The organism is Paenibacillus hunanensis (genome assembly GCF_034055775.1).
Classification (GTDB): Bacteria; Bacillota; Bacilli; order Paenibacillales; family Paenibacillaceae; genus Saccharibacillus; species Saccharibacillus hunanensis.
This window is the reverse complement of sequence record NZ_CP139194.1, coordinates 2004259-2020585: the sequence shown is the minus strand read 5'-3', so window position 1 is coordinate 2020585 and position 16327 is coordinate 2004259. Positions and strand designations below refer to the sequence as shown.

Here is a 16327-nt window from a genome sequence, read left to right as displayed (position 1 = left end):
TAGTTTACTTTTCCAAACGAATAAGCTCAAAACGCAGATTTTCCAACATTTTCTTACATACATCCACCTGCTCTTGATCGCCTGCCTTTAACGCTTCGTTCAAGCGATCCAGCAGTTCGTCAATCTTATCCTCTGTGGATGCGATGCGCTGCTCGCCCTCCATTGACATATACAGATTTTGCAGCGATTCCCGATTCGGTGTCGATTCCTTCTGGTACAAAATTCGCTGCTCAAAGCCGGAAATCTCTACCATTCGAATCACTTCACCGAATAGAATATTCTCGACGAGAATCTGCTGATCGCGAAAACGCTTGACGATTGCATGACCCTTTGTGTCACCGATCAGCTTTTCCATCCACTCTGCCAGTCGCGCATCATGAATACGGTAATCGCCAATCAGCTTGTATCCTTCCTGACTTTGCTGGAAGCGTAGCTTGGTCATGTGGTTATCCGTACGTATCGATACGATAAAAGAATCATCGGTTTCACGCCAGTATAGAGAGTACCCTTCCTTGATCAGATCGCGGATCAGATTCTGGATATCGCGGCGTGCAAAACGAAGCTCTACATTGCAATATTCCACTTCATAGCTCTTGTTCATGGTATTCCCTCCTTTGTCCCTTATCATTTATACTCATGCGTGTATGATTATCATTATGCGTTGTGTTGTAGTGGTATATAATTGCGGCCATCTGTTTGTATCTAATTCAATCGGTATAGCTTCTGTTTTTACAAAATAGGAACAGTCCTTCATATGCAAAAACATCATTATTCCATAAGCTACAAAATAGACTGCAATATACAGCGGTAGCTTGATTATTTTTACCCGTTTGCCTGTTTGTCTAAGCAGCAAACCGCCTACTCACATGTAATCTTCATGAAAATATAACGACCAAATATGCTATTATAGCTGTGATTGACATGGAACCCTACGGATCGGAAAGAGAGGTACAACAGGATGATGAATTCAACTAAGGAAGCAACATTCTCCGGCTTTACTGCCGAAGATTTTGAAGTATTTGCGATTGATGGGCTGGAGCCGCGTATGGAGGCTCTGATCGCTCGTGTTCGTCCCAAGCTGACTGCACTTGGAGAGCTGATTCAGCCACATCTGGCAACGCTCTGTGGTGAGGAAATGTACGTTCATGTTGCCAAGCATGCACGTCGGACAGTGAATCCGCCCAAGGATACATGGGTAGCCTGGGCTGCAAATAAGCGTGGCTATAAAGCACTGCCTCATTTTGAAGTGGGCATGTTCGGTACTCACGTGTTTGTCGTATTTGCCATTATTTACGAGAGTCCACGGAAGGTGGATTTTGGTCGTGCGATGGCAGCGAAGCTGGATAAGGTGAAACAGATCGTACCAGCCCATTACTACTGGTCGCCAGACCATATGTCTCCGCAGGGAACGCCACAAGCCGAGTTATCGGATGAGCAGCTGCTGGAGATGGCAAACCGTCTGCAAAACGTGAAAAAGTCAGAGATTATCTGCGGACTACGTTTTGATAAAAATGATCCATTGCTACGTGATGGTGATGCCTTTGTACGTCAGGTTGAAGACACCTTCCAGCAACTGCTTCCATTATACCGGATGGCAACGGTCTAACGCTTCGGAAGCAAGTCTCAATTTATGGGCTATAGACCTATTTTTTATTGTTCGTTCGGATCGTTATACAGCTAGCCTAGTTATAGGTACACTGAAATATATGAATAGCTATCACATAGCATAATAAAAGCCGTACCCTTTCAAGCGTCAGCATACTGACGGCGAAAAGGTACGGCTTTTGATGTTAACGGATATTGGGACGCTGCCGAATCATCACCCAGTGAATGATAAAGAGCAACAGCATCGCCGCTGCGCTCACATAAAATGGCGCCTGTGGACTAATATCGTCCCACAGCTTGCCGGACACAATCGGTCCCAGCACCAGCCCTGAGCCTTGTAAAGTGAGAAATAGTCCCCATACGGCACCTTTCTCCTTGGCAGGCACGAGATTCGCTAGCAGTGAATTCCATGCTGGCAGAATCATCGCATAGCTAAAGCCTGCACATAATACAAATACCCAGATCCATGGCAATGCATGTGTTGAGGCTAGCCCCAGCAGCGCGGTAGCTGCCAGCAAAAAGCCTGTACGTAAAAACAGCTTGCTGCCCACCCGGTCAATCAAACGTCCCGCAGGAATGAGTCCCAGCACTGTCACCGCACCACCGCCAATTAGTAATGCATTAAAATAAGCCGGCGTAAGCCCGAGTTCACTCACTACATATAATGTAATAATCGGTGTTAGTACACCGAGCGCAAAGGACTGCATAAATAAGGCTGGATATAGCAATGGATGAATATTCAGCGAACGCATAAGCTGGACATAATAATGTAATCTGCTTTCGCCTGGTTTACGGACATAAGCAGGATCGATGGATGTATCCTCATCAGTCTGGTCTGCTTCTATATTCGCTACCTGGCTTAACGTCGATGGACGCTGCTTGGTTCGCCCTGGTAAAAATAAAGCCACCACAACGACAACGATCATACAGAGCAATAACATGCCAAATGAAAAGGTATAGGAATCGCTACTGAGCCAGTTCATCACGACTGGCCCCAGACCGGCTCCACCAAGTGAGGCAATTTCGATAATTCCCATATGTGTACCATAATTACCGGTTTCGCTGGAAATATCGGTTATTTTGGACATGACGCAAGGCCAGAGTGGAGCGCTGCCGATGCCCATCGTCGCACAGGCAACGATCAGCCAGCCCGGATGCTGGACGGTTGACATGACAATGACCGCTGCCAAAATGAGCAGCATGCCGAGCGTCATCGTCAGGCGAAAGCCCAGCCGTTCAGCCATCCAGCCTGCTGGACTGCGCAATGCGTTATCACCAATATACTGGGAGGCGAATGCTACACCGATTGCAAATGCAGGCAATCCGAGCCGATGCCCCATATAAAGAGGCAGCAGTGTAACGAGCAAGCCTCCCTTTACAAATTCCACGAAAAAAATCAGCAACCATAAATATATGAATAAGATTCGATTATTTCTTGTCGTCTTAGATGTAGCTTCATAACGAATTGAAGACATTGGGTACTCCCTTCAGCGATGCGGATTTCATCGTAACCCCGTTTTATTGTATCACAGACGAACTCGGATTCAGCAAGTTTGCTACTTGTTATTCACCCTGTCGAAAGGATAAATTTTGCCCTGTATCGTGCTATTTTTGACACATCTCCAAAATCTGACACAAGATAACTATTGCATTCGTCACTCTTTTTGCTATACTCATTTTTGTTTGGTTTTTAAATAATAGGTATTTACTCCAATTTCGAAAGGTTGTGACAGCTTAAAATGGATCATACGCAAACCCCGCTTTTTACTGCTCTCAAGCAGCATGCGGCCAGCAATCCCGTTCAATTTCACATTCCGGGACATAAAAAAGGACTCGGCAGTGATCAGGAGTTCAGAGAGTTTATTGGCGACGATGCTCTTTCCATAGATCTGATCAACATCGCGCCACTCGACGATCTTCACCAGCCGATGGGGGTTATAGAGAGGGCTCAGAAGCTCGCAGCCGACGCGTTCGGCTCCGACTATACGTACTTCTCTGTACAAGGCACCAGCAGTGTCATCATGACGATGATCATGGCAATCTGCTCGCCGGGCGATAAAATTATCGTACCGCGTAACGTGCATAAATCGGTTATGGCAGCTATTATTTTTGCGGGTGCCAAGCCTATCTTCGTCTCGCCTGTGCGTGACGAAAACCTCGGAATCGACCACGGTATTACGACAGCGTCTGTACGCCGTGCACTCGATCGCCATCCTGACGCCAAAGGCGTACTGGTTATCAACCCGACCTATTTCGGTGTATGCGCCGATCTAAAGGAAATTGTTGAACTGGCTCATAGCCGTGGGGTACCGGTGCTTGTAGATGAAGCACACGGCGTTCTGATTCATTTTCATGAAAAGCTGCCTGTGTCCGCAATGGCCGCCGGAGCCGATATGGCTGCGACCAGCGTACATAAGCTGGGTGGCTCCATGACACAAAGCTCTGTGCTAAATGTCAATGTGAAAAACGGACACGTGAATCCACAACGCGTTCAAACGATTATCAGTATGCTGACGACAACGTCAACTTCATATATTCTGCTGGCATCTCTTGACACCTCACGCCGTAATCTAGCGATCAATGGTCATGAGATCGCAGAGCGAGCAATTGCGCTGGCACAGGACACACGCCGCCGCATTAACGAGATCGAAGGGCTGTACTGCTTTGGCGAAGAGCTACTTGGCGGCGAAGCGACTTTCAATTACGATCCGACCAAGCTGACGATTCATATTCGTCATCTGGGCATTACAGGCTACGATGCAGAGAACTGGCTACGTGATCACTTCAATCTGGAGATCGAGATGAGCGATATGTACAATATCCTTTGCCTCGTCACCCCGGGTGATACCGAAGATAGCGTGAATACACTGGTGACTGCACTGACTCAAATGTCCGCTGAATTCCACGGTTCCGGTCGCGAGATCAAGGAACTCGTTGTGAAGATTCCTGAGATTCCTCAGCTTGCACTCACACCGCGTGATGCATTCTACGGTGATACTGAGATCATCCCGCTGGCTGATGCCGCCGAGCGGATCATTGCTGAGTTCATTTACGTGTATCCACCCGGCATTCCGATCCTGCTGCCAGGTGAAGTCATTTCGCAGGAAAATATCGACTATATTACCGATCACGTGAAAGTCGGTCTGCCGGTTAAAGGCCCTGAAGATCGTACTGTACGTAATGTGAAGGTGATTGTCGAGGCTGACGCGATCTCTTAATTAGCTTCTATAGGAGCTATTGTAGGACGCGTAATAGACCGATTAGAGATCAACGAGACGAGTCGTAAACGAACGAATCAACAAAAAAGGAGCCTCATCCCTAGGGATGAGGCTCCTTTTGTTCATTACGATGCACTGCTCGTACTCAGCCGTTAAGCTGGAGTGAAGTCGCTTGAAAAGATAAACCCTTTTCCCAGCGATTAGCCTTCTTCGGAATGCGCAACAAGCTCTTCGTAAGCTTGCTCAACAGCTTTCCACTCTGCTTCGTCTTCGATGTTAGCCAGTACCATGCCGTCTTCTTCTTCTTCCAGACGCATGATGTAGCCATCTGCTTCTGGATTGCCACGCTCAAGCAGCAATGCGTACAGTTTCTCGCCTACATCAAATGTTTCAACGAGTACCATTTCAACATCGTTGCCATCTTCGTCGGTCAACGTCAGTGTAAGCTCTTCGTGCTCGTGGTCATCGTGGTTGCAATTCTCATCGTGTACGTGTTTGTCGCTCATGATATAACCTACCTTCATATAGTTTTAGTTTGGATATGATATCTTTACACTTGCGCACATCCCGCATGAATCCAGTTGTGCGATGGAGCGATATGGAGCTATTCTCCTGCCGCCCGGCTCCGCTTCAATTCGGAGCGTCGTCCCTGTCCGAAAGCTAAAAATAACACCTGTGTATCGTACCACTTTACCTACTATAGGTCAATTGAACGAGAGCACATTATTGCGTGATATTTACCGTCTATTCTGCATGAATAGATCACAGATAAGCAGGTCGTATACGTTAGCCTCATATTGCTCGATATCAGGCGCTGTTGCTCAGGTTAGAGTACGCACACGGCTTTGCACCGATAGATGTACAAGCTCAGCAATACGTACCAATGAACGCTGCACGGCATTTTTAATGTTTTATACATACGCCTTATATGCGTCCCCTGATCTTCATCTTAATTGAGCGCTGTAATTACTTTTTGTGAAACGAGTGTGTAATCACTAGCACCGGATTTCTTCATATAAAACCCAACGGTATATTGTCCAGTTGTAGCAAAGTTATACGTAAAGTCGTAGGTGCGGAACCAGAAATTGTCCTTTTGCTGTGAAATGTTCTGACTCTGGATTTCCTTTTGATCACCGGAAGGGTCGGTAATCGCCACTTTGACCGCGGAAATATCGGTCTTTAAATTATCTACCTGGGTGAACACATTGAATTTCACTTTCCCCTTGTTCACATTTCCAAACGCGGTATCTCCTTTGAACAGGAAAATATGTACATTCGGCTTGTATAGCTTAACGGTCTTCGCATCATTATCAAAATCGACCAATCCATCAATCTCGCGCAGTGGAACATAGGTTTTACCGTCGATAATGTACGAGCCACCATCCACCTCACTACCATTAATCCACACCCGTACCTGCTGATAAGCAGCATCCGCGAACAGCACCGAGCTTCCCATTAAAAAGAATGCCAGCGTGAAGGATACCACTATTTTCCATTTTATCATACTGTTCCTCCTTCGACTATATGCCAAGCATGAAAACATGCTGATCTTCTATACATGTATACTCTTACGTAGCCGTTGTGTTGCGGTAAAAAATTTGTAACCTTTTTGGTATACATGCATAGGGATGGTGGCATGAACAATGTATTATGGTATGTAGCTAGCTGATTACTTTTATTGTATCCAGAAGGAGGATTTTCGGCTAGAGCTTTCTGGTGAAGTTTTCGGTATGATGGAACATGGATAACGCGTACTCCTGCTAGTTTACTGCTGTTCTAAAATCACTATAATTTAGCTTAATCGTTAGGAGAGGATCGAATGAATTATGTTAAGCTGTTGGTAGCCATTATGGTATTTGCATTGATCGGTATGCCCCATTCCACTTATGCTCAATCTGCTCTAGAAGTATCTTCGCCACCTATTTTGAAGATTAATCAGTACTATATTTTATTTACATATCCAACATCACCGTACATTGATCAACATAATCGCGTACTCGTTCCGCTACGTTCATTAAGCGATCTATTAGGTGCTAAAGTAGATTATGAGGCGAATAGTAAACAAGCGACCATCGAGCTGAATAAGCATCAGTTGGTGTTAAGCGCCAATTCCAGTATCGCTCTAGTGGATCAGCAGGAGAAGCAAATGGATACGATGCCTGTGCAGAAATATAACGCCTTATTCGTGCCACTCAAAGTGCTGATCGATGATCTAGCCGTGAAGGGTACGTATCATACCGATACGAGGGTAATTGAATTGAATGATCCGAAATATATGAAATATACACCACAGATCACTGAAATCCCACATGATCGGGTGAAGCTGGATGAGGATCAGAATGCTTTTGCTGTTACTTCCTACCAGATTCATTTAAATGCAATAGATAAAAAAGCACATTCTTGGGACGGCTCTGTAACCTATACAGCTAAAAACATAACCGGTCATACCATCGAACAAGGAAAAGAAGATGTACAAGCTTCCATGTTATTAGTAGACGGTGTTTCACAAAATGGTGAAGACTTTAAATACAAGCGAGCTCAACGTAAAGCAGTACCTGCCGGAGGATCGATCACTAAAACAAAAACGTTAATAGGCTTTAACGATCTAGCTTATGTCATCGTTAAACCCTATGCAGTAAAGTAATCGCTCGCTTGATAAGTGCTGCACTCTACTATATCGTAAAATAACTATATCCCATCTCATCAGGAGGTTTATTATGTCCATCCAACTTCAAATGCTAGGCACAGGCAATGCATTTGCCAAAAAATATTACAACAACAACGCGCTTGTTCATGCGGATGATTATACGTTAATGATCGACTGCGGGATTACAGCACCGCTGGCGCTGCATCAGCTTGGGATCGAGCTGGATACGATTGACGCTATTCTGGTGTCGCATATTCATGGTGATCATGTAGGCGGTCTGGAGGAAATTGGCTTTCGGGGCTATTTTGTACACCAGCGCAAGCCCGTGCTATACATTGCCAGCACACTCATCTCACCGCTCTGGGATCATACGCTCAGTGGTGGAATGACGCAGGAGGGGATTTCCTCGATCGACGATATTTTCGACGTGCGTCCGCTTGTACCGGAGCAGCCTGTCGAGCTCGCACCCGGTCTGAAAATTGAACTGATTCAAACGCCGCATATCGACGGAAAGTATAGCTATTCCGTGCTGATTAATGACCATATTTTCTACAGTGCTGATATGAAATTCCAGCCGCAGCTGCTTGAGCATCTGGTGCGCGAGCGTGGTGTGCATACGATTTTGCATGATTGTCAGCTTTACCCACCAGGTATTGTGCATACGACCTTAGAAGAGCTATTGAGCCTGCCAGACGATGTACGTCGTACGGTCAAGCTGATGCATTATAACGATACTAAGGATGACTTTGTTGGTAAAACAGCTGAGATGGAGTTCATCGAGCAGCATAAGATGTATACTTTTCCTGAATAACGTTTAATGAAGAAGAATGGGCAAGAGCTTGCCAGAAGATATCGCTTGCTAAGCTCTTGCCCATTTGTATGTCGAGCTGCTTCGATCCCTTTTTATACTCCTTTGTTGCGATATCCTGCTGCACCTTCATTCTCTACATTCAGCTAATGAGCTATATTACCTGGCACTATACATTCTCAGGCACAGGACGGTGATCGTATGTATCGTAATTTGAATACAGGTGTGATCGAGATCGAAGACAAGCTAACCCGAACTGAGGCTGGGGAGATTGCTCGAATGAGCTCTATACATACGTTGCAATTTGCCTCTGCCCTGCATTGGAGCAGCTATGAGTATATTAACAATACCGTATTGCCGACATGTCCACAGCTACGAGTACGAGCGTACCATTTTCATAATCAGGTGTGTGATCTGGCCTTTGTCGAACAGCTGCCACAGCTACAGAAGCTGGAAATTACATGTGATGGCGAATTCGCTAATTTAGATTCGCTGGCAACATTGGATCAGCTACAAGAGCTTCATTTACGAATGTACAAGCTGGATCATTTTGATATCTTACAGCAGCTTCCCCTGTCACTCACCTCGCTTACACTGGGTAAAACAGTATCGAAAAAGCCATCGCTGCAAGGAATCTCTCGCTTCACCAAGCTACAGGAGTTGACGATTGAAGGACATGTTAAGCATGTGGACGAGCTTGCGAAGCTTCAGCATATAGAGCGGCTAAGTCTGCGTTATATGACACTGCCGAATCTAGACTTTTTGCTAGAGCTCAAGCAGCTATGGTGGCTACAACTCTATCTGGGCGGCACCAGCCAATTGGATGCACTTGCCCAGCTCAAGCAACTGAAATATATCGAGCTCTCGCAAATTCGCGGCTTAGATCGGCTTGACTTCTTGTCTTCCATGACAGGACTACAATTCGTCCGAATCGGTGCGATGCCCCATATCCATGAGCTTCCTTCACTCGATCAGCTACAGGAGCTTCGTAAAATCGAGCTGTATAATATGAAAGGTCTACGGAAGCTGGAACCCTTACAAGCTGCACCTGCCCTAACCGAATTTGTACAACGCGAAGCATGGGAAATGGAAGCTGACGACTATGTTCCACTCCTGCAAAATCCGGCGCTTCAGCGTGCCTATGTGCATCTTCGCAATGAGAAGAAAGCGACTCGATTCCAGCAATTGCTACAGCAATATGGTAAAAAGGATGCTTCCGCTGAGAGAATCGCCAAGCGTGATAGCTGGCTTACCACAGATTTTCCATTTAAATAAACGATTGCTTGCATAGCATACTCAGCAGGATAGCAGGTATAGTAGATTATGGTAGACGAACAACTGCATTAATTGTGTCATCCGAGTAGCTAGATGATAGAATATTTCGATATTCATTTATAAAAAGCCAGATGCCATTCAGAGAATCGTAAGATCGATCTCTTAAATGAAGCATCTGGCTCTTCATGTATCTATTCTGCTCTATATCGGATTCTCGTTAGCTTAACTATCCCCTGTAACGCTTATCGGCATTCCATCCTAGGCAATAATGGTGTTTTCCTACTCCGATCCTCGTTTGTAAAGAAGACGAATAAGCTACCTGAGCTATCGAGCTATCCTCCATTCAATTAATGCCCTGCCTGCTGTAACGCTTCATTCAGCCGCTGTAGGTCCTGCTCTAGCATGTCTTCCGTATATTTACCCTGTCCAAAATTAATCATTGCGCGTAGCGGCATAAAGCGTGTCATAGCCAGCAGCATATCTGGATTATCACCCATCATATCGTTCAAGCCGGAACGTTTGGTGAGCTCCTCGGCGATTGGCTTGGTAGCTGGATTTGCTGCGATATCACCAATCGTCGTATTGCGATGGAAGACCTGCTTTAATTTGACTGTAGACGTTACTTCAATCGTTTGTTTGAGCCTTATATCACGCGAGGATGCGCCAATTCGTAGCTCATACTCGCCTGTTTCTACATGCCAATCATGCAGCTCAGTATGATAGTAAGCAAATGCTCGTTTATCCAGCGTGAAACTTACAGTCTTGCTCTCACCTGGCTCCAGCGCTACCTTCGCAAAGCCTTTCAGCTCCTGCTCCGGACGGATCACGCTACTCTCCGAGTCATGCACATATAGCTGCACAATCTCCTGTCCGCCGCGTGAGCCTGTATTACGTACTGTTACCTGAACGTTCACCGTATCCTGATCGGTCATCGATGTACGATCAACCTGCAGCTCACTATATTCAAATGAAGTATAGCTCAGTCCATAGCCAAACGGGAACAGTGGCTCCAGCTGCTTCGTATCATAATACCGATAACCGACAAAAATACCTTCCCGATATTCCACCCGATCCCCTTCACCCGGGAAATTCAGGAACGACGGATTATCGCTAAGCTGCACTGGAAACGTTTCAGGTAGCTTACCGCTTGGATTCACCTCACCAAACAATAGATCCGCCACCGCGCCACCGCCTGCCTGACCACCAAGATATCCTTCCAGCACTGCGCTCGTCTGATCGAGCCACGGCATCGTTACAGGGGAACCGTTACTCAGTACAACGACCAGATTTGGTTGCACAGCCGCAAGCTCCTTGATCAGCTGCTTATGATTTAGCGGAAGCTCAAGATGAGTACGATCATAGCCCTCCGATTCATAACGATCTGGCAATCCGGTAAATAAAATAACTACATCGGCCTCACCAGCAAGCTTCACAGCCTCCTGCACCAGCTCATCTTTCACATCATCACTATCCAGATCATAGCCAGGTGCATAGGTCACTTCAGCCTCACTACCAACCAGCTTACGAATTTCGTCCAATGCTTGATCCAGCTGGGTTGGATTAATATGCGAGCTGCCGCTTCCCTGATAACGAGGCTGTACTGCAAATTCACCGATAACTGCAACACGTCCTTTTTTGGATAATGGCAGCAGGTTACGGTCGTTTTTGAGCAAGACCATACTTTCAGCCGCTACACGACGTGCAAGCTGATGATGCTCTTCAGGGTCAAATGTAGCATTGGGCTTTTGCAGCTCGGTTGCATTGAATACAAAACGCAGTAGCTGCTCTACTGCTCGATCCAGTATTTTTTCATCAAGCTTGCCGTCCTTTACCGCAGCGACAATTTTGGCATCGCCAATACCGCCATTCGCTGGCATCTCCAGCTCTAGCCCTGCTTTGAGCGCATCCACACGTTCATTCACAGCGCCCCAATCTGATACGACAAAGCCTTCAAATCCCCACTCACGGCGCAAAATATCGGTGAGCAAATATTCATTTTCTCCAGTGTAAGTGCCGTTTAGCTTATTATACGAGCACATCACCGTCCACGGCTTGCCTTGCTTTACCGCTCCTTCAAAGCTCGCCAGATAAATCTCGCGCAGTGTCCGCTCGTCGACAATCGTATCAACTGACATACGTCGCTCTTCCTGATTGTTAGCGGCAAAATGCTTGAGCGATGTACCGACATCCTGACTCTGCACACCCTGTATATGGCTGGCTGCTAGCTCAGACGACAGATACGGATCCTCGGAAAAATATTCAAAATTCCGTCCGCATAACGGGGAACGCTTAATATTGGTGCCTGGCCCAAGCACAATAGCAACCTGCTCAGCTTGTGCTTCTTCACCGATCGCTTCGCCTACCTGATGCAGTAGTTCCCGATTCCATGACGAAGCGAGACCCGCAGCTGTCGGGAAGCAAGTAGCTGGAACGCTATCACCTAAGCCCAGATGATCTCCGCTTCCACCTTGCTTACGCAATCCATGCGGCCCGTCTGTCACCATCACGGCTGGAATATCGAGCCTTTCAATGGGCTGTGTATGCCAAAAGTCCAGACCTGAACAGAGACTTGCCTTCTCCTCCAGCGTCATTTGACTGATCAGCTTATTAATATCCGGTGTGCTTTTCGTGGAGTTGGTAGATGATGGGTCATTCGAATGATGGTTTGACATAGTATGATGTACTCCTCTCCAAATGGCATAACATGCTCCTCCAGCTAACTATACTTCGTACAGAGAAAACATGATGCTCTATGTGTATATTCGTCCAACGATACGACATAGCTTTGTCTGTGTTCTTGTCACCAACAACCCAGCAAGCGATTATTCATGTATTACCCCAAAAGGATGTCCACATAAACGATATTTATTTGCACAAGCCTCATTTACATAGTTGAAAAAGAACATTTGTTCGTATATAATAGAACTAAATACAGGAACAAATGTTCTGATTAGAGGGATGATTATGCTAGCTAACCATATTGGAGAATTGCTTGAAATTGTATATATGGATCAGACAGGCAAGCTGACACAGCGCCGCATCGAGATCAAGCATATTCGTAATGGGCGTGTATATGCCGATTGTCTGCGTTCTGGTGAGCCACGGACATTTAAGCTGGAAAATATTCTAGCGTGGCAGCCTTCCAAAGCGATACGTCCAACGATCTCAGTGAAGCAGCTTGCCGCTATGACAGCGAGTGAATCGGATAAGGCTTCCTCCTCTACAGCAACAGCTGTATCTCCGGTTAAGCCAACGCGTTCATTCCGTGCCTCAAGCTCATCCAACACCTATAAACGAAGCCCTTCGAGCAAGTCTGCTGCTACCACAACTACCACATCGACACGTTCCTATACGACAGGATCGCGAGCCAAGCAGCCTTCCCTGCGCCCATCGGCTGCTAAAGCTAACGTTTCTCACGTTTCATGATCCCATATTAGATAGCAACCCAAACAGCGGCACCCGATATAAGGATGCCGCTGTTAAAGTTATACTACTATCAATCCACATCAATACAAGCCAGTATAGGCTCGAAGCTTGATATACAATGTAGGCAGTGTATACCATCGTGCTTTTGGCAGCATGTCCTGCTGTGCATTCTATATCTGCAATTCTCCATCTCGCAGAAGCCACTCACGTTCTCTCAGGACAGTCTCTCCAGCAAGCGATGATAATCTGCCAGCTCCGCTTCCGACTCCACAGGCTCGCTAGAGCGAACAAATTGAATCTTACCGCTACCACCGCCTAGTTGATCACGTTCCTCCAGCACATGGCGTAGATGCCTTGCTGTTCCGTTACTGCCATCAATAATATCGACCTCCTGCGGGAAATATCGACGTAATTGATCACGGAAAAATGGGAAATGCGTGCAGCCTAGCACCAGCGTACCGTATTCATCCAGCTTATAGCCTGCCAGTGCTTCATCCAGATATTGCATTACATGCTCATCGTCGAATTGACGCTTTTCGGCTAGCTCTACTAAGCCAGGCATAGGCAAGCTTTCCACAATATCATATTTATCGATACTTTTCACAAGGTTATGGAATTTCTCTTCATTTAGCGTCAGGCGGGTCGCCATCACGAGTACCTTTTTATGCTTGATTGTACTGTTTTGTACCGCAGGCTTCACCGCAGGCTCAATACCAAGAATCGGAAATGGATACCGCTGACGCAGCTCATTCACTGCAATACTTGTCGCTGTATTACAGGCGAGCACGATCGCCTTCACCTGCTGCTCCGCCATATATTGCGCTGCATCCAGCACATATTGCTTGACCTCTTCCTTACTCTTTTCACCATAAGGTACATGCCGGGTGTCTGCATAAAATAAGTAATCCTCGTCAGGCAGCAACTTCATCGCTTCGTGCAATACAGTCAGCCCACCGATGCCAGAATCAAATATTGCGATCTTCACTCCGTTCACTCATCCTTCTATCCATTCATTGGCCGCTTGTCCGATGCCTCGGAACGATTCCGGTCTTTTTTCCATGTATGATTATAGCCTGTTCCGCATCAATTGGAAATACAGGCTTCATTTTCTGATTACGATTCATTCATCCAGCTTAGTGCTGACGATAACAATTGTTCGAAATGCACGGGATAATTATGTCCGAGTCCAGGCATCAGATGAAGCTGATGGTCGATGCCCTTGCGCTGTAGCTCATTAGCCAATTCTTCCGTACCTGCCAGACAATCCTCATCATGCTCGCCACAGACCAGATATAGCTTCACCCCATATTGCTGCCAGTATACCAGCGCATCCTGCCATTCGGATGGCTCAGGTAACCAGGGAGATACTAGAATCAATCCACCAATCGCCGCCGGATAGGTTGCTGCCGCTTGTAAGGCTGCACGAGCACCAGAGGAAAATCCAGCCATAATCGGCTTGGTCGTATCACTTGCTTGCTGTGCGACTTGCACGGCTTCCCTATCTTGAGGCTCTGATAATTCGGTTTGAGGCTCTAATGATTCTAGCTGAGTAGAGGAATCTTCCTGCCGAATACGTCCATCTACACGTCCCAGCTCAAGCAGCGCCTGCTCCAGCTCCCGTATATTTTGCTCAGGATCCGACCAATCATACGCACCGGAAAATTGAATTTGCGACGATTGTAGCAGTGCTAGCTTATAGCCCTGATTCAAAGCCGCATGCCAGGTAGGTTCGACAGCTTCATTATTTTCCAGTTCTCCATGTAACACAAGTAAAGTACGATAGTCTTCAGGCGCTCCATCTGCTTCAGGCAACAAAATATTCAGACGTCCGCTGCTCTCGGCAAGCGCTTCTGCCTCTCGCTGTCTGCACAATTGTAATACCTGCTGGAAGTCAGGCTCATCATGCAGTACAGCCAGATCCTCGTCCTCACTCAGATCATCTGCATTGTACCAGTAGCCATGCTGAAGCACAGCTTCTTTGAGTAAAGCAAGCGCTTCATCTTTTCGTCCACACGCAGCTAATAAGGAATAGCGCAAATTATACATTTGTGCCGGATTCGCCTGCCCTTCCTCCAGATGCTCACATATAAAATGATAAGCAGCCGCGCTGCCATGCTCCGCATAAATATCCATCACCCGGTGCATCAAGCCTGTATATGTAAAACGACTCATTCGATCCTCTCCTGTCTGTTCCATAGGCTGTAGTCCAAATTTATTTTTCACCCTTTTATTCTCTATCCCGTCGTGCCGCTGTTGTCTATTACCCCACCAGCCACACGCTACATTACCAATTATCCATCCTACAGCAAAAAGACTGCCGGCTAGTCCCGCTGCAGCCCATCCATTTTGCTACACATGATACAGACGTCGTTCCCTCAGCACTTCCTCCAGATGCTCCACACGGATCACACGATCCAGTGCGACCGCTCCGGTCACACCCTGCAAGCGACGCGTGGGGTTACCGTTTCTTTTCTTCACATCCACAAGCGAGGATTGCAGCTCGAAAATACGCTGCCAGCTCTCTTCCTTGGTGACAACCGAGCGACCTGCACAATAACGTTGCCATTCGCGCTGTGTACGTGCATTAAAGGTATCGTTTAACACCGCATGCCACTCATCAAAATCCGATAGCAGAACCTCATCATGCTTGAGTTCTAGCGTCAGACATACACAGCCTGCACGTCCAGTATAATGATGAAGCTGTAGCATATCCGGCTTTTCCGTCCATACCCATACCGGGTAGCTCCCGTCGTATCCGGGCAGACGCTGCCCCATCTGGCTCATCATCCAGTGGTACGGCTCGATAAACATGGCATGCTCGGGATGACCGTGCAAAAATCCAACCTCCTGCGCGGCTTCCCAGGCTTCTTTGGACTGGATCGTCCAATACCTGGGTACAGCATGGCGGATGCTCATCGCTGCATTCACCTCCTGATCGACATTGACCTTCGTATCATATCAGAAAATACACCCCAGTTTAACCCCTGTTCAGCACAACAGGACGAATCGCTTATACAGCAACACGCGCAGCCCGGTATCGTTATACCGTACTACGCGTGTAAATAGTCGTCCATAGGGACGGATATGATAGGCTTTTCGCTTAATTAGCATCCATATACTGATTCAGCAATTGCGTCACTTTACCACGTACAGCAAGATCGGAATTTTCGCGATTGCTCACGATCTGGCGCAGCTGTGTCATCAGATCAAGCTCCGGTGTAACCATTTCTAATGTGTTTTGATTGTTTGTGTTTTCCATGATGTTATTCCCTCCACATAATTACATGCTATTCATTCATGAGTACCTTGTTGGCTTATGCTTGCTTATCGAATCGGTTTCCAGCTCGA

15 protein-coding genes are annotated in these 16327 nt (G+C 46.7%); 6 read left to right on the top strand and 9 right to left on the bottom strand.

What is annotated here, in order from left to right; all coding sequences use genetic code 11:
• Nucleotides 1-4: 4 nt before the first annotated feature.
• Nucleotides 5-601, bottom strand: a complete 597-nt coding sequence (locus SK066_RS08200; protein ID WP_188775090.1) for a hypothetical protein — start codon at nucleotides 599-601, stop codon at nucleotides 5-7.
• Nucleotides 602-961: 360 nt separating this feature from the next.
• Here SK066_RS08200 and SK066_RS08195 point away from each other — a divergent pair, with 360 nt between their 5' ends.
• Complete coding sequence (locus tag SK066_RS08195; protein WP_320544831.1) at nucleotides 962-1606, top strand: YktB family protein; 645 nt, start codon at nucleotides 962-964, stop codon at nucleotides 1604-1606.
• 184 nt (nucleotides 1607-1790) lie between these two features.
• Here SK066_RS08195 and SK066_RS08190 read toward each other — a convergent pair whose 3' ends face one another.
• Nucleotides 1791-2993 (bottom strand): MFS transporter, encoded by a 1203-nt coding sequence (locus SK066_RS08190; protein ID WP_320544310.1) that lies wholly within the window; start codon nucleotides 2991-2993, stop codon nucleotides 1791-1793.
• Between the two features lie 351 nt (nucleotides 2994-3344).
• Between SK066_RS08190 and SK066_RS08185 the strand changes: the two genes are divergently transcribed.
• Nucleotides 3345-4823, top strand: coding sequence for an aminotransferase class I/II-fold pyridoxal phosphate-dependent enzyme (locus tag SK066_RS08185; RefSeq protein ID WP_188775088.1), 1479 nt, complete (start codon nucleotides 3345-3347; stop codon nucleotides 4821-4823).
• Nucleotides 4824-5023: 200 nt separating this feature from the next.
• Here the strand turns inward: SK066_RS08185 and SK066_RS08180 are convergent, their stop codons facing one another.
• A complete protein-coding gene (locus tag SK066_RS08180) occupies nucleotides 5024-5329 on the bottom strand; it encodes a DUF1292 domain-containing protein (protein ID WP_188775087.1) in 306 nt (101 codons plus the stop codon).
• A 443-nt stretch (nucleotides 5330-5772) separates the two neighbouring features.
• Nucleotides 5773-6324: a stalk domain-containing protein gene (locus tag SK066_RS08175; RefSeq protein WP_188775592.1), complete on the bottom strand. Its 552-nt coding sequence runs from the start codon at nucleotides 6322-6324 to the stop codon at nucleotides 5773-5775.
• Nucleotides 6325-6642: 318 nt separating this feature from the next.
• Between SK066_RS08175 and SK066_RS08170 the strand changes: the two genes are divergently transcribed.
• The 3 genes from SK066_RS08170 (at nucleotide 6643) to SK066_RS08160 (ending at nucleotide 9553) form a co-directional block, all read left to right on the top strand.
• Nucleotides 6643-7467, top strand: coding sequence for a copper amine oxidase N-terminal domain-containing protein (locus SK066_RS08170; RefSeq protein WP_320544309.1), 825 nt, complete (start codon nucleotides 6643-6645; stop codon nucleotides 7465-7467).
• Nucleotides 7468-7540: 73 nt separating this feature from the next.
• The gene (locus SK066_RS08165) at nucleotides 7541-8281 is read left to right on the top strand and encodes an MBL fold metallo-hydrolase (RefSeq protein WP_320544308.1); all 741 of its coding nucleotides are present in this window, start codon (nucleotides 7541-7543) and stop codon (nucleotides 8279-8281) included.
• Between the two features lie 198 nt (nucleotides 8282-8479).
• The gene (locus SK066_RS08160) at nucleotides 8480-9553 is read left to right on the top strand and encodes a leucine-rich repeat domain-containing protein (RefSeq protein ID WP_320544307.1); all 1074 of its coding nucleotides are present in this window, start codon (nucleotides 8480-8482) and stop codon (nucleotides 9551-9553) included.
• Nucleotides 9554-9900: 347 nt separating this feature from the next.
• Here the strand turns inward: SK066_RS08160 and SK066_RS08155 are convergent, their stop codons facing one another.
• Nucleotides 9901-12225 (bottom strand): glycoside hydrolase family 3 C-terminal domain-containing protein, encoded by a 2325-nt coding sequence (locus SK066_RS08155; RefSeq protein ID WP_320544306.1) that lies wholly within the window; start codon nucleotides 12223-12225, stop codon nucleotides 9901-9903.
• Nucleotides 12226-12517: 292 nt separating this feature from the next.
• On the opposite strand from SK066_RS08155, the gene SK066_RS08150 reads away from it, so the two are divergent.
• Entirely contained in the window at nucleotides 12518-12979 is a 462-nt protein-coding gene (locus SK066_RS08150) for a hypothetical protein (protein WP_320544305.1), read from the top strand.
• A 214-nt stretch (nucleotides 12980-13193) separates the two neighbouring features.
• Here SK066_RS08150 and murI read toward each other — a convergent pair whose 3' ends face one another.
• The 4 genes from murI to SK066_RS08130 form a co-directional block, all read right to left on the bottom strand.
• On the bottom strand, nucleotides 13194-13964 hold the full coding sequence (gene murI / locus SK066_RS08145) for a glutamate racemase (RefSeq protein WP_320544304.1): 771 nt from the start codon (nucleotides 13962-13964) through the stop codon (nucleotides 13194-13196).
• 128 nt (nucleotides 13965-14092) lie between these two features.
• Nucleotides 14093-15151 (bottom strand): alpha/beta fold hydrolase, encoded by a 1059-nt coding sequence (locus tag SK066_RS08140; protein ID WP_320544303.1) that lies wholly within the window; start codon nucleotides 15149-15151, stop codon nucleotides 14093-14095.
• 177 nt (nucleotides 15152-15328) lie between these two features.
• A complete protein-coding gene (locus tag SK066_RS08135; protein WP_320544302.1) occupies nucleotides 15329-15895 on the bottom strand; it encodes a DUF3841 domain-containing protein in 567 nt (188 codons plus the stop codon).
• A 184-nt stretch (nucleotides 15896-16079) separates the two neighbouring features.
• Entirely contained in the window at nucleotides 16080-16238 is a 159-nt protein-coding gene (locus SK066_RS08130; RefSeq protein ID WP_188775080.1) for a hypothetical protein, read from the bottom strand.
• Nucleotides 16239-16327: the final 89 nt, after the last annotated feature.

Coding starts and splice junctions, on each gene's coding strand:
- SK066_RS08185 (WP_188775088.1), top strand. CDS start 3,345: ATGGATCATACGCAAACCCCGCTTTTTACTGCTCTCAAGCAGCATGCG.
- SK066_RS08195 (WP_320544831.1), top strand. CDS start 962: ATGAATTCAACTAAGGAAGCAACATTCTCCGGCTTTACTGCCGAAGAT.
- SK066_RS08150 (WP_320544305.1), top strand. CDS start 12,518: ATGCTAGCTAACCATATTGGAGAATTGCTTGAAATTGTATATATGGAT.
- SK066_RS08130 (WP_188775080.1), bottom strand. CDS start 16,238: ATGGAAAACACAAACAATCAAAACACATTAGAAATGGTTACACCGGAG.
- SK066_RS08160 (WP_320544307.1), top strand. CDS start 8,480: ATGTATCGTAATTTGAATACAGGTGTGATCGAGATCGAAGACAAGCTA.
- SK066_RS08170 (WP_320544309.1), top strand. CDS start 6,643: ATGAATTATGTTAAGCTGTTGGTAGCCATTATGGTATTTGCATTGATC.
- SK066_RS08135 (WP_320544302.1), bottom strand. CDS start 15,895: ATGAGCATCCGCCATGCTGTACCCAGGTATTGGACGATCCAGTCCAAA.
- SK066_RS08155 (WP_320544306.1), bottom strand. CDS start 12,225: ATGTCAAACCATCATTCGAATGACCCATCATCTACCAACTCCACGAAA.
- SK066_RS08200 (WP_188775090.1), bottom strand. CDS start 601: ATGAACAAGAGCTATGAAGTGGAATATTGCAATGTAGAGCTTCGTTTT.
- SK066_RS08140 (WP_320544303.1), bottom strand. CDS start 15,151: ATGAGTCGTTTTACATATACAGGCTTGATGCACCGGGTGATGGATATT.
- SK066_RS08180 (WP_188775087.1), bottom strand. CDS start 5,329: ATGAGCGACAAACACGTACACGATGAGAATTGCAACCACGATGACCAC.
- SK066_RS08165 (WP_320544308.1), top strand. CDS start 7,541: ATGTCCATCCAACTTCAAATGCTAGGCACAGGCAATGCATTTGCCAAA.